The following is an 18,697-nucleotide window of genomic DNA, read 5'->3' as shown; positions in this document are numbered from 1 at the left end:
AACGGGCCGAGTTGTCGAGAATCTCAGCGTCGAGGTCATTCTTCCGTCGTGACGAATGTGCCGCCCGCGCTTGACACGGGGTGGTCGAGTGCACGATCGTCGTGCGCCGCACCGGGCAGCACGATCGCCATCGCCGTGCCGCCCGATGCCGAAGCGCCCACGCGAACACGGCCGCCGTGCGCGACGACGGCGTTGCGGACGACCGAGAGGCCGATGCCGAAGCCCTGGATCGCGTTCTCCCGGGCATAGGGGGTCCGGTAGAACGGATCGAACACGCGCGTCCGCTCGATCGAGGTGAGCCCGGGGCCGTTGTCGCTGACGACGACGTGCACACCCGACTCGTCGACGCGCTGGCCGATGACGACCGCGGACGAGGGCGGGCTGAACTTCACGGCGTTGATCAGCAGCTCCTCGAGCGACTGGCGGATGCGCACCGGGTCGAGCACGACCCGGTCGTGCGTCGCACCGATCTGCTGGATCGAGCTGCCGCGACGCTCGGCGCGCGGCGAGACGGCGCGCACGGCCGAGGCGATCAGGTCGCTGAGTGTCACCGGACGCGGCGAGACCTCGGTGTCGGTCGACGCGGCGGCGAGCAGTTCGTTGATGCGGTCGGTGAGCACCAGCACGTTGCGCTCGACCAGCGAGAGGTAGCGCGTCGCTGCGGCGTCGTCGGGCCGGACGTGGTCGGTCAGAAGATCGAGGTAGCCGGTCACGCTCGTCAGCGGCGTCCGCAGCTCGTGCGACACCGTGCGGAGGAAGTCGTGTCGCAGCTGCGCGGCATCGGCCATCTCGGTCACGTCGTGGGCGACCACCAACGTGCCCAGGAGAGTCCCGTCGGCGCGGCGCACGCGGTCGGCGTCGGCGAGGATGGCCCGTTGCGCCGCCGGCGGACCGACCCACTCGACGGCGTCGCTCACCCTGTCGCCGCGCAGGGCGCGGGGGATGAGCTGCTGATGATGGGGTACCGGCGTCGTGCGGTCCGCCGCCAGCACGGCGTCACCCGCGTAGGGAGCCTCGCTGAGCGAGAACCCCATCGCTCGGGAGAGGTCCTCGGCGGTGCGGTTCGCGAGCATGAGCCGCCCCGCGTCGTCGTAGAGGGCGACACCGCTGCGGACGGTGTCGAGCACCGTGCGCAGGACGAGTTCGTTGTCGCGGGCCCGGGCGAGCGCGCGCTCCCGTTCCTCGTGGGATGCGCGCAGGCGGCGGCCGCTGCGCCGCAGATGCTGGGCGGCGATGTTGACGACGACGGCGACGGCGAGGATGAGGCCCGGGAGGGTGAAGACGTTCGCCCACTCGAGCGGCGTGACCGGCCAGCTGCCGCGGACGAAGAAGGGGAGCGAGGTCATGAGCGCCGCCCCGCCCACGGCGGCGGTGAAGGCGATGGGCGGGAAGCCGTAGGCGATCCAGAGGATGGGGAAGATCGCCAGCATGCTGACACCGGGCAGGAGCCACACCACCTCGGTGCGCACGAGCGCGACGGCGACGATGTCCGTCACGGCGAGGGTGACCAGCCAGGAGGGCGAGAACCGCTCCCACGGGAGGAGGGCGCCGGCCATCGACGCGAGGATGACGATCACGACCGCGGCGCACATGAACGGCGACGAGAGTGACTCTGGTGCTCCGAAGGCGAGCGCGACGATCACGACGAACGTGCCGACCACGAACGGCAGCTGCGCCCGGGTGAAGACGCGGATGCGACCGAGGCGAGAGCGCCGCAGTTCGAACAGGGGCATCCGGGGTCTCCGATCGGGGTGCATGAGAGATCGAGGACGGCCCGGGGGGACAGGCGCGGCTTTGATAACGTCGACAGATAGCGTACGCTGTCTCTTTGGTGCGCGTGCCACGCAGGCGTGCCGCTACGAACGTGAGCCCTCCACTGGCGTGTTCGTCCGATTTCGGACCAACCACCCCGGAGCGGGATTCACGAACTCCTCCGTTCGATTCAAGAAAGCAGCACTACTGTGACGCGCACTTTCACCCCCAAGGCTGGCGAGATCCAGCGCGAGTGGCTGGTCATCGACGCAACCGACGTCGTCCTCGGCCGCCTCGCCTCGCACGCCGCCGTCCTCCTCCGCGGCAAGCACAAGGCTTCGTTCGCTCCTCACGTCGACACCGGTGACTTCGTCATCGTCGTCAACGCCGACAAGGTGGCCCTGACGGGTCAGAAGCTCCAGAAGAAGATGGCCTACCGCCACTCGGGCTACCCGGGCGGCCTCAAGTCGGTCTCCTACGAGGAGCTCCTCGAGAAGAACCCCGTCCGCGCGGTCGAGAAGGCCATCCGCGGCATGCTCCCGAAGAACAGCCTGGGCCGCCAGCAGCTCTCGAAGCTCAAGGTCTACGCCGGTGCCGAGCACCCGCACGCTGCGCAGCAGCCCACCACCTACACCTTCGACCAGGTCGCCCAGTAAGCGCCGCGAAAACACTCAAGGAAACACTGATGGCGAAGATCGCTGACTCCCTCGAGGAGACCCCCCAGAACTACTCGACCGAGACGCCCGCCTCGGAGGCTGCTGCAGCCGCCGCGCCCCGTCCGGTCCTCTCGGTCCCCGGTGCCGCCGTGGGTCGCCGCAAGCAGGCCATCGCCCGCGTGCGCCTCATCCCCGGTTCGGGCACCATCACGGTCAACGGGCGCACGCTCGAGGACTACTTCCCGAACAAGCTCCACCAGCAGCTCATCAACGACCCGTTCACGGTGCTCGAGCTCGCCGGCTCGTACGACGTCATCGCCCGCATCTCCGGTGGCGGCCCCTCAGGCCAGGCCGGCGCGCTGCGCCTCGGCATCGCCCGTGCGCTCAACGAGATCGACGCCGAGAACAATCGCCCGACCCTGAAGAAGGCCGGCTTCCTCTCGCGCGACGCTCGCGTCAAGGAGCGCAAGAAGGCTGGTCTCAAGAAGGCCCGTAAGGCTCCTCAGTACTCGAAGCGTTAAGCTCCGTGGCGCTGTTCGGTACGGACGGTGTTCGGGGGCTGGCCAACGGCCCCCTCACCGCCGAACTCGCACTCACCCTGGCCCAGGCGACTGCCGTCGTCCTGGGCCAGGGCCGTATCGCGGAGGCGCGCAAGGCAGCCGGCAAGAGGCTGACCGCCGTTGTGGCGCGCGACCCGCGCGTCTCGGGGGAGTTCCTCTCCGCCGCGGTCGCCGCCGGGCTGGCGTCTTCGGGAGTCGACGTTCTCGACGCCGGGGTGCTGCCGACGCCCGCTGCGGCGTTCCTCGTCAGCGACATCGACGCCGACTTCGGCGTCATGGTCTCCGCGTCCCACAATCCCGCGCCCGACAACGGCATCAAGATCTTCGCCCGCGGCGGGGTCAAGCTCCCCGACGAGGTCGAGCGCCGTATCGAGGAGGCCCTCGCCGGGCCCAAACTCCAGCCCACCGGCGCCGACGTCGGCCGCATCCGCGTTTTCGCCGATGCCGAGGACCGCTACGTCGTCCACCTGCTGGGCTCGCTGCCGCATACCCTCGACGGGCTGCACGTCGTGCTCGACTGCGCGCACGGAGCGGCATCCGGGGTGTCTCCGCAGACGTTCCGCGACGCGGGTGCGAAGGTCACCGTCATCGGTGCCGACCCGGACGGTCTCAACATCAACGACGGGGTCGGCTCGACCCACCTCGACCGCGTCGCAGCGGAGGTGATCCGGACCGGAGCCGACATCGGCATCGCCCACGACGGCGACGCCGATCGCTGCCTCGCCGTCGACGCCGACGGTCGTGTCATCGACGGCGACCAGATCATGGCGATCCTCGCCGTGGCGATGAAGCAGCGGGGGCGGCTGCCGTTCAGCACCCTCGTCGCGACCGTCATGAGCAACCTCGGTCTGCACCGGGCCATGGCCGAGCACGGCATCACCGTCGAGCAGACCGCGGTCGGCGACCGCTACGTGCTGGAGCGGATGAACCAGGGCCGCTTCGGGCTCGGTGGAGAGCAGAGCGGGCACGTCATCATGAGCCGCTACGCGACGACCGGCGACGGCCTGCTGACCGGGCTGCACCTCGCCGCCGAGATGGCTCGGCAGGGCAAGACCGCGGCCGAGCTCGCGGCCGTCATGACGGTGTATCCCCAGGTCCTCGTGAACGTCCGCGGCGTCGATCGCGACCGGGTCGAGAGCGACGCCGGCGTGCAGGATGCCGTCGCCTCGGCGTCCGCGCGCCTCGGCGACTCCGGCCGTGTGCTGCTGCGCGCCTCGGGTACCGAGCCGCTCGTGCGGGTGATGGTTGAGGCGACCACCGAGGCCGAGGCCCAGGCGATCGCCGACGAGCTCGCGGCCGTCGTGGCCGACCGCCTCGCGCTCTGAGTCGCCCTGACAGCCGAGCGGCCCCCTCCTCCTCACGGGGGAGAGGGCCGCTCGTGCCGTCGGGCTCAGGGCTCAGGCGAGCCGGCGTCGCGCGATCATCAGCGCCCCGCCGAGCATGAGCAGCAGCGCCGTCATCGCGAGCGCGCCTGCCCCGTCGCCGTCTCCACCGGTGGCAGCGAGAGAGCTGCTGCCGTTGCCGCTCGATCCGGACGCGGACCCGGCCGAACCTGCCGCGTAGGTGAACGCGCCCGGTTCGACGGCCGTGCCGCACTCGCCCGCGCCCACGACCGTGACCGGCACCGTTCCTGTCGTCGCAGCCGACGGTGAGATCGCGCGGATCACGCCGTCGTTGATCACCTCGAACTGTGCGGGCACCTCGCCGAACAGCACCGCGGTCGCCCCGGTGAAGCACTGCCCGGTGATGGTGACCACCGTTCCGCCCGAGATCGGGCCGGTGCCCGGCGCGACCCCGCCGATGTCGGCGACCGGGTAGAAGGTGAACGCACCCGCGTCGCTCGACCCCGCCGGGGTGGTCACGACCACCGCGGCGTCACCGGCTGCGTGGGCCGGAGTGGTCACGCGCAGCTCGGTGTCCGACACGACGGTCAGAGCCGACCCCGCGACGCCGTCGAAGGTGACCGATGTCGTCCCCGTGAAGTTCGTGCCCGTGATGGTCACGACGGTTCCGCCGGTCTCGGGTCCGCGATCCGGGGCGATCGTGCCGATGACCGGCTCATCGGTGTACTCGTAGCCGTCCGGCAGCGTCTCGCTGCCGCACGCGGCAGCCCCCACGACCTCGACGTCGACGACGCCCGTGCCGGCCGGGACGACCGCGGTGATGCGCGTGTCGCTGTCGACGGTGAAGCTCGTCGCCGGCACGCCGCCGAAGAGGACCGCCGTCGCGCCCGTGAAGCACGAGCCCGTGATCACGACGGTGTTCCCGCCCTCCTCCGGTCCGCCCGGAGGAGTGACACCGTCGATCTCCGTTCCCGCGACGTAGGTGAAGTCGAACGGTGCGCTGTCGCCGTTCGGGTGGACCACCACGACGTCGACGAGTGCCGGCGCGTGCGCGGGTGTCGTCACTCGGATCTCGGTGTCGCTGACGACCTCGAGGTCGGTGCCCGCGATCCCGTCGAACGTGACCGCGGTGGCTCCGAGCAAGCCTTCGCCGATGATCGTCACGACCGTGCCACCGTCCTCGGGTCCGGTCGCCGGGTCGATCGACGTCACGGCGGGCACGTCCAGGTACTCGAAGTCGCCCGCGACGACGTCACCGCCGGGGTGGCTGATCACCACGGGAACCGTCCCGGGTGCGCCCGGAGGCGTCGTCACCCGGATCTCGGTGTCGCTGACCACCTCGAGGTCCGTGCCGGCCGTCTCGCCGAAGCTGACGCCGGTGGTGCCCGTGAAGCCCTCGCCGTCGATCGTCACGACGGTCCCGCCCGTCTCGGGGCCGGATGCCGGCTCGAGGTCGGTCACGACCGGCGGCGCCACGTACTCGTAGCCGTCGGGGATCTCCGCGGTGCCGCAGTCGCCCGTACCCACCACGACGACATCGACGGCGCCGGCCGTCCCCGCGGGGACGACCGCCGTGATCTGGGTCGGCCCGTCGACGGTGAAGCTCGTCGCGGGGATTCCGCCGAAGGTGACTCCGGTGGCACCGGTGAAGCAGTCTCCCGTGATCACGACGGTGTTGCCGCCGGCCTCGGGCCCGCTGCCGGGGGTGACGTCATCGATCTCGGCGACGTCGACGTACTCGAAGTCCAGCGGTGCCGACGCGCCCGCCTCGTTCGTGACCACGACGTCCACGACACCGGGCGCGTGGGCCGGCGTCGTGGCCTCGATGACGGTGTCGCTGACGACCTCGAAGTCGGTGGCGTCGATGCCGTCGAAGGTGACCGCGGTGGTCCCGGTGAAGTCCTCACCCGTGATCGTCACGACCGTGCCGCCCAGCTCGGTGCCGCGCTCCGGAGTGATCGTGGCGAGAGTCGGTGCGCCGGGCTCGACGTAGACGAACCCGTCGTCGACGACGGTGCCGCCGCAGTCGGTGGGGTTGACGATCTCGACGTCGACCACGCCCGCGGTTCCGGCCGGTGTCGTCACGGTCAGCTGCGTGTCGCTGACGACGGTGAGGCCGGTTCCGGCGACGCCGTCGAACAGGACGGCGGTCGTCCCGGTCAGACACGTTCCGGTGATCGTGACGGTGTCGCCGCCGAGCGTCGAGCCCGACGGCGGCGCGATCGCATCCACGGCGGTGACGTCGAAGTACTCGAACGCGAGCGAGTCATCGGCGCCGTCGACGTTCGTGACGGTCACCGCAACGACTCCCGCCACGGCCTGCGGCGGGGTGACGGCGGTGATCGTCCCGTCCGGGTTGATCGTGAACGAATCGGCCGGAACGCCCCCGAAGTCGACGGCGGTCACGGAGTCGAGTCCCGTTCCCGAGATGGTGGTGGTGGTTCCGCCGGTCACCGGGCCGCGAGCCGGGTCGATCGTCAGGTCCGCCGGAACAGCGAGCGGCACGGCCCGCACGGTCGCGGACGCGAGGTTCAGCTCCACGCCCAGGAGCGCGGGTGCGACGGCGACGACGAGCGCGCGCTGCGTGAAGGAGCCGTCGTCGAAGCCGCGCGGGTCGCGGAAGTCGCCCGGGGTCTCCTGGACGTTCGCGGTGAGCGACACGACATCCTGGAGCACGTCCACCAGCGGCGCGAGTGTCGTCACGGTGCCGGTCGCCGCCGTCGTGACCAGGTCCTCGACCGCGTCGGTGCTGAGCACGGTCTCGATGAGGTCGCCGACGGCCGGGAGGATCGAGTCGACCACGACATCGACGATCGGGTCGGCGAGCGGCCCGAGCGGCAGTCCGAGCAGGGTCCCGTCAGCGGTCACGACCGGTGCGGCCGAGCCCGGCGTGCCGAGCAGCCCGCCGACGGTGCCGTCGACCCTGATGGTGAGGTCGCCGACGCTCGGGGGCAGCAGCGGCAGCGCGACCGCGACACCGGTGTCGATCACGATGGTGGCCGCCGTCCCGTTGAGCGTCGCGGTCAGCGCCGTTCCGACGCGTGCGGGCAGCTGAGCGGTGAGGATGTCGCTGAGCGCAGCCGTCACCTCGCCGTTCAGGGTCGCCGCGTCGATGAGCTCGGTCCCGGGCGCCAGCGCGTTCAGGTCGTACACCTCGTCGAGATCGATGACGATCTCGCCCGTGCTGAGAGTCACGGTCAGCGGGCCGGAGACGAAGGGAGTCGCCGTCGCCGTGTCCAGGACCCCGCTGAGGTCGAGAGCGAGTCCCGTGGTCACGGTGGGGTCCTCGAGGTCGACGAGGCCGCCGAGGGCGGTCTCGAGCACGGTGTCGATGCCGCCGAGCAGCCCGCCCACCGTCGTGTCGATGGGGCCGCCGGTCGCACCGAGCGCCGTGACGGACTCGCCGATCGCCGCGAGGTCGGCATCCAGCGCGGCGGTGAGGTCTGTCAGGGCGGGCGCGTTCGCGGAGACGAGACCGCTGGCGATCTGATAGTCGCCGGTGGTCGTCACGCCGCCCGCCGCGCGGGTCGCGAGAGCGGATGCCGAAACCGCGCCCAGCTCCACCGACAGCTCGCTGATGAGCCCGTCGGCCCCCACGGCGCCGAGGACGGGCGTGAGGTTGAGCGTCGTGTTCTGGCCGGGGCTGCCGTCCCCGACGGCGATGGCGCCGTCGGCTGCCAGCAGGCCGGTCGCGGCGTACGCCTCGGCAGCGGTGCTCCGCTGATACTGCTCGGTCGCGCCCAGCGCGACGATGCTGTTCGGTCCGAACAGCTGCAGCCCGAGGCCGATGTCGATCGCGCTCAGCAGCGAGAGGTCCAGCGAGCTGGAGGACTCGGATGCCGGCGGGAAGGCGCCGTAGGCGCCCGCGAGGGCCGCCACGCTGTCCAGGTCGAGCGCTCCACTGCTCGACAGGAAGACCGCCTCCGATTCCGCGCGGTCCGTGGGCGCCGCGATCGCCGCGCCGGCGCCCAGCGAGCCCGCCGTCAGGCCGAGCGCTGTTCCCGCCGCCAGGAACGGGAGCCAGCGTCGTGGCGGCCGGTCGGGTGCGCGTCCTCCCCTCCGGGTCGTGGTCCGCTTCCTCGTTCCCGTGCTCGCATCGACCACCGGGTCCCCCTCATCATCGAACGGAGCCGCGTGACCATCGTCACGCGGGCGACCGCCGCCCCGCGGGGGCGCGCGTCTGCCCGAGAAGCTAGGGAGTGTCGACGGAGGCGAGGAAACGGCTTGACACCGCCTGAGTGAACCATCAGAATCCGCTCAGTATTCACTGAGGAGCGCTCAGGTGATCCGTCCTCGCAGCTCCGCCTCATCGGTGGGCGCGTCGGCGAGGACGAGGCGCGCAGCATCCGTGGCGTCGGCGACGTTCCAGAGCAGCACGCCGACCGGCGCGCCCGTCTCGTCGCGGTAGTACACCACTGTCCGCGGTCCGGATTCGTCGTCGCCGGTCTCCACGACGAGGGTGTCGAGATCGGGGTCGAGGGTGCCGACCGCCTCCCACCGGACGTCGAACACCTGCGAGTAGAAGTACGGGGTGTGGCGGTAGGCCTCGCCGCCGCCCGCCATCGATCGCCCGGCCGCCCGGCCCATCTCCTGGGCGTTGTCCACGTGCTCGACGCGGGTGCGACCGAGCAGCCGGTCAGGGTACGAGGCGATGTCGCCGGCCGCCCAGATCGCGTCGTCGGTCGTGGCGAGGAACGCGTCGACCACGACCCCGTCATCGACGGCGAGCCCGGACTGCTCGGCGAGGTCGGTCACCGGCGAGACGCCGAGGCCGAGCACGACCGCGTCGCCGCGCAGCCGCGATCCGTCGTCGAGCACGACCTCGAGGCCGTCGGCCGACGCGTCCGTGACCACCTCCTCGACCCGGCGGTCGGGCACCAGGCGCACACCAGCGTCTCGGAACAGCCGCTGGTACCGCTCGGCGAGCGGAGGCGGGAACGTGCCGTCGCCGAGTGTGGTGCTCGGGAAGACCAGATCGACCCCCACGCCGTTCTGCACGAGGGCGGCGGCGAGCTCCGCGCCGATGTAGCCCCCGCCGACCACGACGATCCGCTCGCCCTCGGCGGCGAGCTCGCGCAGCCGCCGGTAGTCGTCGGCGGAGCGGAAGAAGAGCACCCGGTCGCTGTCGGGCGCATCGACCTCGTGCGGGCGTGAACCGGTCGCGAGGAGCAGCCGACGGTAGCCGAAGCGCTCGCCGGATTCGTCCTCGACCGTGCGCCCGTCGCGGTCGATCGCGGTCACGGTGGTCCGCAGTCGGATCTCGGCGCCCGTGTCGTCGGCCGTGCCGAGCGGCACCTGATCCCAGGTGAAATCCGGGTGGGCGCCACCCGATCCCAGCGCGTGCCGCCGACTCCAGCCGAGCGTATGATGCGCGCGTTAACGGCGACGTCGCTCGGATTCGCTAGGATTTCGGCCGGTGCGGCAGCGGCCCGCCGAAGTCGAGGGGGCGGATGTGAACCGGGGGCGAACATCGCGACATCGAGCGCGGGTTCGTCCGGGCGTCGCGATCTGGTGGGATGCCGTGTCGAGCGGGCGGTTCTTCACACCCTGGAGCGCCCTCGTCGCCGTTCCCGTCTCCGCCATCGTCCTCGCCCCCTACGCGACCGTCGACACGCCCCTGGAGCTGCTGTCGGCGCAGTTCTCCGGTTTGCTCGTCGCGGGGATCCTGGCTGTGGCCCTGCTGCCGGTCGTGCTCGCGGAACGACGGATACCGTCATCGACGGCACGCGGGGTGCTCGTGCTGGCGGCTCTCGTCGCCGCGGCCGTCGCGCGGCCCTTCCTCAACGACGCTCTGGCGGTCGGTGCGTTCGGACTCGGAACCGACCCCGCGTGGAGCGAGCGCATCGTGACCAACGTCGTCGCGTGGGTGAGCGTGCTGTCACTCGTGGCCGTGACCGAACAGCTCTACGTCAGCTCGCGGACCGCGAGGACGCGCCTCGCCGACGCGCTGCGGACGGTGACCGACGAGCAGCGCCGCGCCGGTCGCTACGAACGGGACACGCGCGAGTTCCTCACGTCCGAGATCAGCGCCCTGCGCACCGCGCTGGCCGCTCTCGTCGCTTCCCCGCTCGACTTCGAGCGCGTGCGAGGTTTCTCCGACGGCGTCCGCTCGGTGAGCCACCGGGCCCGAGATCGCGCGGGGCTCGAGCTCGCCGACATCTCTCCCGACGACGCGGGGCCGTCGGCGATCGAGACGGCACGCACCGTGTTCGAGCGATTGCGTCCGCCGGCGCCGGGCCTCGTCGGCGTCATCTTCGCCGCGGGGAGCGCGCCGTTCGCGCTGCGCACCGAGGGCCCCGTCTTCGCGGCGGTCCTCATCGTCGGGGTGCTCGCCCTGTGCCTCGCGGTCGACCGGCTCACCCGCGGCATCGCCTGCCGCTCGTCCGCGCTGCGACGGGGGAGACGCCTCGTCGGGCTGTGGCTCGGCGCGGGGATCGTGGTGGCCGCGGCGGCGGCGGTGCTCGTGGGGGAGCCCAGCTTCATCCCCGTCATCCCTGCGATCGCACTGCCCGGCATCGCGATCGTGGCGGCGCTGTGTGCCGAGGCGATCCACCGGGGCCGGGTCGAGACCCGTCGGCTGGGCCGTGCGCTGCAGGCGCTCGTCCGCTCCGCCGCGGACCAGACCTCGAGCACGAGGCAGAACCTGGCGCATGCCTCCGACGTCCTTCACAGCCGGGTCCAGAGCACGTGCGTGATCCTCGCGGCCCGCGTGGACGACGAGATCGCGACGCCCGGCGACATCCGCGACTTCGAGCTCGCGATCAGCGCGGGGCTGACCGACGCCCTCGGGGCCCGTCGGCCCGGGGCGGCGCGAGCGGCGGACCTCGCCGAGACCGTGGCGATCTGGCGACCCGTGCTGACGGTGTCTTCCGCGGTGGATCCTGCTGCGACGGTCGCCATGTCGGACGCCCTCGTGACGACGCGCGTCGTCGCGGTCGTGGCCGAAGGGCTCGTGAACGCGGTCAAGCATGCCGCGGCCCGCTCGGCCGACATCGAGGTGCGAGGCGCCGCCGACGGGGCATCCCTGTCGGTCCGCGTCCGCACCCCCGGGCGGTTGCGCAGCGACGCCGGTGCGGCGACGGGCCTGGGCCTCGCCGGGCTCGGACCGTCGGCGCGGGTGTTCCAGAACGGCCGCGACGTCGTTCTCGAAGCCTCCGTGCCGGTCGGCGCGGACGTCGGGTGATCGACGGTCAGGGACGCGGAGCGCTCCATGACAGCGACTCGATGTAGCGGAGAAGCACTCCCTCGCGCAGCGCCCAGGGCGAGACCTCGAGCTCGTCGACGTCGAACGCGCGCATCGCCTCGTGGAGGACGACGGCGCCCGCGACGATCTGGAAGGTGCGGTCGGCGGTGATCCCCGGGAGCTCCTGCCGGGCGGATGCCGGGATGCGGGCGAGCCGCGGGATCCACGAGTTCAGCGCCGAGCGGGGCAGGGTCATCCGCTCGATCCCCGACCAGCCCGGCACCGGGTCGCCCGCGAGCTTCGCCAGCGAACGGATGGTCTTGGAGGAGCCGACGACGTGGTCGGGTCGAGGGCTGTCCGCCATCGACGCGACGATCGGCTTCAGGGTCGCGCGCGCGTGCTCCCGCAGGACGTCGACGGCATCCTCGCCCGGCGGGTCGGCGGGCAGGAACTGCACCGTCATCCGGCCTGCGCCGAGCGGCACCGAGGCGGCCGTGTCGGGCAGCTCGTCACTGCCGGCCGCGATCTCGAGAGAACCGCCGCCGATGTCGAACAGCAGGATCTCGCCCGCGGACCAGCCGAACCAGCGGCGCACCGCCAGGAAGGTGAAGCGCGCCTCCGACTCGCCGCCGAGCACCTGCAGGTCCTGCCCCAGGGCTTCCTCGATCGCGGCGATGACCTGCGGTCCGTTCGCGGCGTCGCGCACGGCGCTCGTGGCGGTGGCGAGGAGCTCAGCGACGTTCTCCGTGCGCGACACCGCGACCGCCTCGGTCACGGCGGCTACGAGGGCGCGGACGCCGTCGTCGCTGATCGAGCCGTCGGGCTCGAGATAGCGCATCAGTCGCAGCACCGTCCGCTTGCTCGTCCGGGCGAGGGGGCGCCCTCCGGGGCGGACATCGGCGACGAGCAGGTGGACGGTGTTCGAACCGATGTCGAGGACTCCCAGACGCACAGGTTCACAGTAGTGGCAGGCCGCCAGCGCCGCCGGGCCTCCGGCCGGGGGTTACGATGAGCGCGATGTCCCCTGAAGATGTGCAGGCGCTGGCGCCGCTCGCTCCCGCCCTGTACCGCGAGATCGACCGCTCCGACTGGTCCCGGCTCGCGGCGGGTGTGACCCAGCCGCTGACCGAGACCGAGATCGTCCAGCTCCGCGGACTCGGGGACCGGATGGACCTCGGTGAAGTGTCGCAGGTCTACCTCCCGCTCAGTCGGCTGCTCTCGCTGTACGCCAGCGCGACCCGGCGCCTCGGGGCCGACACCGACGCGTTCCTCGGCGAGCAGGACAGCACGACGCCCTTCGTCGTCGGCGTGGCCGGATCGGTCGCCGTCGGGAAGTCGACCGTCGCGCGTCTGCTTCGCGAGCTGATGAGTCGCTGGCCCGGGACGCCCCGGGTGGAGCTCGTCACGACCGACGGCTTCCTGTATCCCAACGCCGAGCTCGAGCGTCGCGGGCTGATGGCTCGGAAGGGCTTCCCCGAGAGCTACGATCGCCGCGCGCTGATCGAGTTCCTCACGGAGGTGAAGTCCGGCGCCCCCGAGGTGCACGCCCCGTTCTACTCGCATATGCGGTACGACATCGTCCCGGACGCGCAGATCACCGTCCGCCGCCCCGACGTCGTGATCGTCGAGGGGCTGAACGTCCTGGCACCGCCGCCCGCGCCGCACGAGGTCGCCGTCAGCGACATGTTCGACTTCTCGATCTACGTCGATGCGGATGCCGAGCACATCAGTCAGTGGTACGTCGAGCGCTTCATGGCGCTCAAGGCGGGCGCATTCAACAACCCCTCGTCGTACTTCAACACCTTCGCCGACCTGGACGACGACGAAGCGGTGGCGATGGCGCGCGGCTTCTGGAACGACATCAACCTCCCGAACCTCGTCGAGAACGTCCTGCCGACGAAGCACCGGGCGACACTGATCCTGCACAAGGGCGCTTCGCACGCCGTCGAGCGCGTGCTCCTGCGGAAGGTCTGACTGCCTCGACCCGGCGTTCTGTCAGCGAGTGCTCGCTAAGCTCCGGTGTCTTCTGTTACGCACCCGTCACCGCAACCTGCTAGGTATGGATCCATGGAACTGGGGCGGCGTTCGCGCGCGCTCGTGCGCGGTGCGTTACGCGCGCGCTCGCGGCTGCGCCGCCGGCGGTCCCGGTGGCGGTCCCTCGTCGCGCTGAGCACGGTCGTCGTGCTCGCGGCGACTGCGACCCTCGCTCCCGCGGCGGCGTCGTCCGCGTTCGCGCCTCCGGCAGTGGCCGGCCCGGCCGTGGCGCTCGGCGACCGTGTCGTGCGGCTGAGCGAGCAGGCGGAACCGGACTCGCGGGCGGTGCTGCTCGTCCACGGGTGGCTGAGCACCGTCCTCCCCGACGCCGACGGCCAGCGCTCCTACGCCCGGTCGCCGTTCGCTCGCCCGGTGCAGTGGCGCGACGGCTCCGGTGCGCCGGTGGCGCGGGGGATGACGGCGTCGCTGCAGCAGCGGCTCGAAGCGCGGCCGGGGGTCGCCGTGTACGCGTTCGACTACTCCGCGAACTCCGCCGGGTGGGTCGGCTCGACCGGTTCGGCCGACAATCTCGCCGCCGCGATCCGTTCGATAGCCGACGCCGTCCACGGCCCGGTCGACGTCGTGACCCATTCGATGGGCGGGCTGGCCCTGCGGTACGCCCTGCGCGACGCCCCGGACATCGCCGCGCTCATCGGCGAGGTCGTCACGGTCGCCGCTCCCACGCAAGGCTCGGACATCGCCAATGTCGCGGTCGACATCGCCGGGGCGATCCGCGCCACGATGTCGACGGTGCCGGTGCTGCAGAACCTCGTGCTGCCCTGGATCGGCGCGGTCTGCAACAAGCAGCTCGCGGAAGACGCGCGCGGCGGCTGCGATCTGCCACCCGTCATCCGGACGGGTATCGCCGCCCTCGGCCCGGCAGGTACGTCCCTGCGCGCCGGGTCGGCGGAGCTCGCCGATCTGCCCGACTGGCCGGCGGGTCTGCACGTGCACGCGATCGCGGCGTCCGCCGTCGTCGCGATGCCGCTCCCATCGGGGAAGACCGGGGAGGCCCGCCTCGGCGACGGTCTGGTCGCCGAGACGTCCGCCCTCGCCGGAGCGGCGGACACGACGGTGGTCACATGCCGCAGAGACCTCCCGCCCGGCGTCGGCGGAGTCGGGATGATCCTGTCGGGCCAGGTCGCCGCACCGCCGTTCGGCGGCGCGTGCGGGCACGACGCGGTCTTCTCCAATCTCGAGGTGGTCGACGCCGTGCTGGCAGCGTTGCGCGGGCCCGCGTCCGGCTGAGCTCGAGCGCCCGGGCTCCCGATCTAGGATGGACCCCATGTGCGGAATCATCGGCTATGTGGGTCCTCGTCCCTCGCAGGACATCCTCATCTCGGGCCTGGCCCGCCTCGAATACCGCGGCTACGACTCCGCCGGCATCGCCGTCATCGACGGTGAAGGAGGTCTGGGAACGCGCAAGCGCGCGGGCAAGCTGCAGATCCTGCGCGACGACCTGGCGGCGCACCCCCTGGCCGACGGCACGACCGGGATCGGCCACACCCGGTGGGCGACGCACGGCGGCCCGACCGACGCGAACGCGCACCCCCACCTGGCCGACGACGACAAGCTCGCGGTCATCCACAACGGCATCATCGAGAACTTCTCCGAGCTGAAGTCCGAGCTCGTCGCCGAGGGATACACCTTCCGCAGCGAGACCGACACCGAGGTCGCCGCTGTGCTGCTGGGCCGCGAGTACCAGGCATCCGGCGATCTGGTCGAGGCGTTCCGCGCGACGGTGTCGCGCCTGGAGGGGGCATTCACGCTCCTGGCCCTGCACCGCGACCAGCCCGGTCTCGTCGTGGGCGCCCGCCGCAATTCGCCGCTGGTGATCGGCCTCGGCGACGGCGAGAACTTCCTCGGCTCCGACGTCGCCGCCTTCGTCGAGCACACCCGCCACGCGCTCGCGATCGGCCAGGACGAGATCGTCGCGATCACCCCTCAGGAGGTCACGGTCACCGACTTCTCCGGTGCCGCCGTCGACGTCGAGCCGTTCGAGGTCGTATGGGATGCCGCCGCCGCGGACAAGGGCGGCTGGTCGTCGTTCATGGCCAAGGAGGTCTCGGAGGAGCCCGAGGCCGTCGCGAACACCATCCGCGGGCGCGTGCACGACGGTCTCGTGCAGATCCCCGAGCTCGATGGCCTCGACGAGCTGTTCACCGGCATCGATCGCGTCATCGTCATCGCGTGCGGCACCGCCGCTTACGCCGGCATGGTCGGCAAGTACGCCCTCGAGCAGTGGGCGCGCGTTCCCGTCGACGTCGAGCTCGCCCACGAGTTCCGCTATCGGGATCCCGTCATCGGCCCGCGCACGCTCGTCGTCTCGATCAGCCAGTCCGGCGAGACGATGGACACGCTCATGGCGGTCAAGTACGCCCGCGAGGCCGGCGCGAAGACGCTGTCGATCTGCAACACCCAGGGCGCGACGATCCCGCGCGAGTCCGATGCCATCGTCTACACCCACGCCGGTCCCGAGGTCGCCGTCGCGTCCACGAAGGCGTTCGTCGCGCAGATCACCGCGCTGTACCTGCTGGCCCTGCACGTTGGCCGTGTGCGCGGTGCGCTGAGCGCTGAGGCGATCGCCGAGCAGGTCGCTCAGCTCGAAGCGGTGCCCGAGAAGATCGCCCGGGTGCTCGCGAGCGAGCAGGAGCACATCGAGCAGTTCGCCCACTGGATGGCCGACACCCGCTCGGTGATCTTCCTCGGCCGTCACGTCGGCTACCCGATCGCGCTCGAGGGCGCGCTCAAGCTCAAGGAGATCTCCTACATCCACGCCGAGGGCTTCGCCGCCGGAGAGCTCAAACACGGCCCGATCGCGCTCATCGAGCCCGGTCAGCCGGTGTTCGTCATGGTGCCCTCGCCGACGAGCTCGCCGCTCCTGCACGCGAAGGTCGTGTCCAACATCCAGGAGATCCGTGCCCGCGGCGCGCGCATCATCGCGGTCGCCGAAGAGGGGGATGCCGCCGTCCTCCCGTTCGCCGACGAGGTGCTGCGCATCCCGCTCGCCGAGCCGCTGTTCGAGCCGCTCCTCGCGGTCGTTCCGCTGCACATCTTCGCCATGGGCCTGGCCACCGCCAAGGGCCTCGACGTCGACCAGCCGCGCAACCTCGCCAAGTCGGTCACCGTCGAGTGAGTCCGTCGGGCTGGAAGGGGATGCCGTGATCGTCGGCATCGGCGTCGACCTGGTCGACGTCCCGCGCTTCGAGCGTTCGCTCGAACGCACCCCTCGCCTGCTCGACAGGCTCTTCTCGCCCGCCGAGCGCGCCCTCAAGCCCCGGTCTCTCGCTGCCCGGTACGCCGCGAAGGAGGCGCTCATCAAGGCCCTCGGCGGCTCGGAGGGCGTGCACTGGGTCGACATCGAGGTGGCGTCGGAGTCTTCGGGGCGTCCGGTCTTCGCCCTCACCGGTGAGACGGCCGCCACGGTGGCCGCACGGGGCGTGACGGCGGTGCACCTGTCGCTCTCGCACGATGCGAACCTCGCCACCGCCTACGTGATCGCCGAGGCCGCATCGTGACCGTACGCCCGCTGCGCGAAGCCCTCATCGACGTCGAGGCGATCGAGCACAACGTCCGTCATCTGCGGCGTCTCGTCCAGACCGAGATCATCGCCGTCGTGAAAGCCGACGGTTACGGGCACGGCGCCGTGCGTGCGGCGACCGCGGCCCTGTCGGGTGGCGCGACGCGACTCGGCGTGGCGGACATCGCCGAGGCCGTCGCCCTGCGCCGAGCGGGAATCACCGCCCCCATCGTCGCGTGGCTGCACGCGCCCGGCGCGGATTTCCGCGAGGCGGCCGAGCACGGCGTCGAGCTCGGGATCTCGAGCTTCGCGCAGCTGCAGGCCGCCGCGGCGGCAGCATCCGTCGGGCGCTCCGTCGGTGTGCACCTCAAGGTGGAGACCGGGCTCGGGCGCAACGGCGTCGAGCCGCGCGAGTGGCAGCGCGTCTGCGCGGAGGCGGCGAGACTCGAGCGCATCGGCCAGCTGCGCGTCATCGGCGTCTTCAGTCACCTCTCCAACACGAGCATCGAGGACGACCGCGCCGCGCTCGCCCGATTCCACGACGCTCTCGCTGAGGCGAGCGCGGCGGGGGTGCATCCGCCGCTGCGCCACATCGCCGCGTCGAACGCGGCGATCGCGCTGCCCGAGACGCGGCTGAACTGCGTCCGCCTGGGGCTCGCGATCTACGGACTCTCTCCGCTTCCGGGTCGCTCCTCGGCAGACCTCGGGCTGCGGCCGGCGATGACCCTGCGCACCTCGGTCGCCGCGGTGCGACGCGTGCCGGCCGGCCAAGGCGTGTCGTACGGCTACACGCACCGCACCGCGTCCGAGACGACGCTCGCCCTGGTCCCGCTCGGCTATGCCGACGGCGTGCCCCGGCAGGCCTCCGGCCGCGGGCCGGTGGTCATCGGCGGCCGGCGGTTCACGGTCTCGGGCCGGATCGCGATGGACCAGTTCGTCGTCGACGTCGGTGACGCCGAGGTCTCGATCGGCGACGAGGTCGTGCTCTTCGGCGACCCCACGCTGAGTTTTCCCGCCGCCGCCGACTGGGGTGATGCCGCGGACACGATCGATTACGAGATCGTCACCCGTATCGGCCCGCGGGTGCACCGCACGGCGGTATCGTCCGAGATGACGGGAGGCCGGCGATGAGCGGAATGGACGACTACCTCGGCGAACGCGAGGTGACTTCAGCCGACGAGATGGAGGCCTGGGGGAGGGAGATCGGATCGCGGCTCCGCGCCGGCGATCTCGTCGTCCTCACCGGGCCTCTCGGCGCCGGCAAGACGACGCTGACCCGGGGGATCGGCGCCGGCCTCGGCGTCCGCGGACCGATCCAGAGTCCGACCTTCGTCATCGCACGCACCCACCCCTCGCTCGTCGACGGTCCGCCGCTGATCCATGTCGACGCCTACCGCCTGGGGTCCCCGGCGGAGCTGTCGGACCTCGATCTCGACCTGGACGCCAGTGTCACGATCGTCGAGTGGGGACACGGCATGGTCGACGGTCTTCGCGACAGCTGGTGGGAGATCGAGCTCGAGCGGGGCTGGAGCGGCACCGGGCTCGACAACGCCTGCGGCACGAGCGGCCCGGCGGCAGCGGAGATGGCCGACGCGGCCCCGCGCCTCGTGACGGTCACGCGGCGCCCCTGAGCGCGAGGCCGCACGGCC

Annotated in this window: 14 protein-coding genes; 10 read left to right on the top strand and 4 right to left on the bottom strand. The window is 71.6% G+C overall.

What is annotated here, in order from left to right; translation table 11 throughout:
* Window positions 1–35: 35 nt before the first annotated feature.
* The gene (locus P6897_RS13575; protein ID WP_282501474.1) at window positions 36–1,733 is read right to left on the bottom strand and encodes a PAS domain-containing sensor histidine kinase; all 1,698 of its coding nucleotides are present in this window, start codon (window positions 1,731–1,733) and stop codon (window positions 36–38) included.
* A gap of 228 nt (window positions 1,734–1,961) precedes the next feature.
* On the opposite strand from P6897_RS13575, the gene rplM reads away from it, so the two are divergent.
* Genes rplM through glmM form a run of 3 tightly spaced genes read left to right on the top strand, consistent with a single transcriptional unit; the run spans window position 1,962 to window position 4,293 of the window.
* Window positions 1,962–2,408: a 50S ribosomal protein L13 gene (gene rplM, locus P6897_RS13570; RefSeq protein WP_112617876.1), complete on the top strand. Its 447-nt coding sequence runs from the start codon at window positions 1,962–1,964 to the stop codon at window positions 2,406–2,408.
* Window positions 2,409–2,437: 29 nt separating this feature from the next.
* Window positions 2,438–2,929, top strand: a complete 492-nt coding sequence (rpsI, locus tag P6897_RS13565) for a 30S ribosomal protein S9 (RefSeq protein WP_023954328.1) — start codon at window positions 2,438–2,440, stop codon at window positions 2,927–2,929.
* Window positions 2,930–2,934: 5 nt separating this feature from the next.
* Window positions 2,935–4,293 carry a phosphoglucosamine mutase gene (glmM, locus tag P6897_RS13560; RefSeq protein WP_112617877.1) on the top strand — a complete coding sequence of 453 codons (1,359 nt, stop codon included), beginning with the start codon at window positions 2,935–2,937 and terminating at the stop codon, window positions 4,291–4,293.
* A 72-nt stretch (window positions 4,294–4,365) separates the two neighbouring features.
* On the opposite strand, the gene P6897_RS13555 is transcribed toward glmM, so the two are convergent.
* Both P6897_RS13555 and P6897_RS13550 read right to left on the bottom strand, forming a co-directional pair.
* Complete coding sequence (locus P6897_RS13555) at window positions 4,366–8,415, bottom strand: IPT/TIG domain-containing protein (RefSeq protein ID WP_282501473.1); 4,050 nt, start codon at window positions 8,413–8,415, stop codon at window positions 4,366–4,368.
* Window positions 8,416–8,589: 174 nt separating this feature from the next.
* Complete coding sequence (locus P6897_RS13550; protein WP_274179362.1) at window positions 8,590–9,606, bottom strand: NAD(P)/FAD-dependent oxidoreductase; 1,017 nt, start codon at window positions 9,604–9,606, stop codon at window positions 8,590–8,592.
* Between the two features lie 157 nt (window positions 9,607–9,763).
* Between P6897_RS13550 and P6897_RS13545 the strand changes: the two genes are divergently transcribed.
* Window positions 9,764–11,494, top strand: a complete 1,731-nt coding sequence (locus P6897_RS13545; protein WP_282501471.1) for a hypothetical protein — start codon at window positions 9,764–9,766, stop codon at window positions 11,492–11,494.
* Between the two features lie 7 nt (window positions 11,495–11,501).
* Here P6897_RS13545 and P6897_RS13540 read toward each other — a convergent pair whose 3' ends face one another.
* Window positions 11,502–12,446, bottom strand: coding sequence for a Ppx/GppA phosphatase family protein (locus P6897_RS13540; RefSeq protein ID WP_269268822.1), 945 nt, complete (start codon window positions 12,444–12,446; stop codon window positions 11,502–11,504).
* 56 nt (window positions 12,447–12,502) lie between these two features.
* Here P6897_RS13540 and coaA point away from each other — a divergent pair, with 56 nt between their 5' ends.
* From coaA to tsaE, 6 genes are all read left to right on the top strand, one after another.
* Window positions 12,503–13,468 carry a type I pantothenate kinase gene (gene coaA / locus P6897_RS13535; RefSeq protein WP_274179360.1) on the top strand — a complete coding sequence of 322 codons (966 nt, stop codon included), beginning with the start codon at window positions 12,503–12,505 and terminating at the stop codon, window positions 13,466–13,468.
* Window positions 13,469–13,561: 93 nt separating this feature from the next.
* Complete coding sequence (locus tag P6897_RS13530) at window positions 13,562–14,776, top strand: hypothetical protein (protein WP_282501470.1); 1,215 nt, start codon at window positions 13,562–13,564, stop codon at window positions 14,774–14,776.
* Between the two features lie 37 nt (window positions 14,777–14,813).
* Entirely contained in the window at window positions 14,814–16,664 is a 1,851-nt protein-coding gene (glmS, locus tag P6897_RS13525) for a glutamine--fructose-6-phosphate transaminase (isomerizing) (protein ID WP_274179358.1), read from the top strand.
* A 25-nt stretch (window positions 16,665–16,689) separates the two neighbouring features.
* A complete protein-coding gene (locus P6897_RS13520; RefSeq protein ID WP_112617885.1) occupies window positions 16,690–17,046 on the top strand; it encodes a holo-ACP synthase in 357 nt (118 codons plus the stop codon).
* Window positions 17,043–18,179: an alanine racemase gene (gene alr, locus P6897_RS13515; protein ID WP_282501469.1), complete on the top strand. Its 1,137-nt coding sequence runs from the start codon at window positions 17,043–17,045 to the stop codon at window positions 18,177–18,179. The genes P6897_RS13520 and alr overlap by 4 nt, the downstream gene beginning before the upstream one ends.
* Entirely contained in the window at window positions 18,176–18,679 is a 504-nt protein-coding gene (gene tsaE, locus P6897_RS13510; RefSeq protein ID WP_269268828.1) for a tRNA (adenosine(37)-N6)-threonylcarbamoyltransferase complex ATPase subunit type 1 TsaE, read from the top strand. The genes alr and tsaE overlap by 4 nt, the downstream gene beginning before the upstream one ends.
* Window positions 18,680–18,697: the final 18 nt, after the last annotated feature.

The organism is Microbacterium sp. BDGP8 (genome assembly GCF_029991045.1).
Taxonomy (GTDB): Bacteria; Actinomycetota; Actinomycetes; order Actinomycetales; family Microbacteriaceae; genus Microbacterium; species Microbacterium plantarum.
The sequence above is the reverse complement of the archived record's forward strand: the minus strand, read 5'-3'. Positions and strand labels throughout refer to the sequence as shown.

Coding starts and splice junctions, on each gene's coding strand:
- glmS (WP_274179358.1), top strand. CDS start 14,814: ATGTGCGGAATCATCGGCTATGTGGGTCCTCGTCCCTCGCAGGACATC.
- P6897_RS13575 (WP_282501474.1), bottom strand. CDS start 1,733: ATGCCCCTGTTCGAACTGCGGCGCTCTCGCCTCGGTCGCATCCGCGTC.
- coaA (WP_274179360.1), top strand. CDS start 12,503: ATGAGCGCGATGTCCCCTGAAGATGTGCAGGCGCTGGCGCCGCTCGCT.
- tsaE (WP_269268828.1), top strand. CDS start 18,176: ATGAGCGGAATGGACGACTACCTCGGCGAACGCGAGGTGACTTCAGCC.
- rpsI (WP_023954328.1), top strand. CDS start 2,438: ATGGCGAAGATCGCTGACTCCCTCGAGGAGACCCCCCAGAACTACTCG.
- P6897_RS13530 (WP_282501470.1), top strand. CDS start 13,562: ATGGAACTGGGGCGGCGTTCGCGCGCGCTCGTGCGCGGTGCGTTACGC.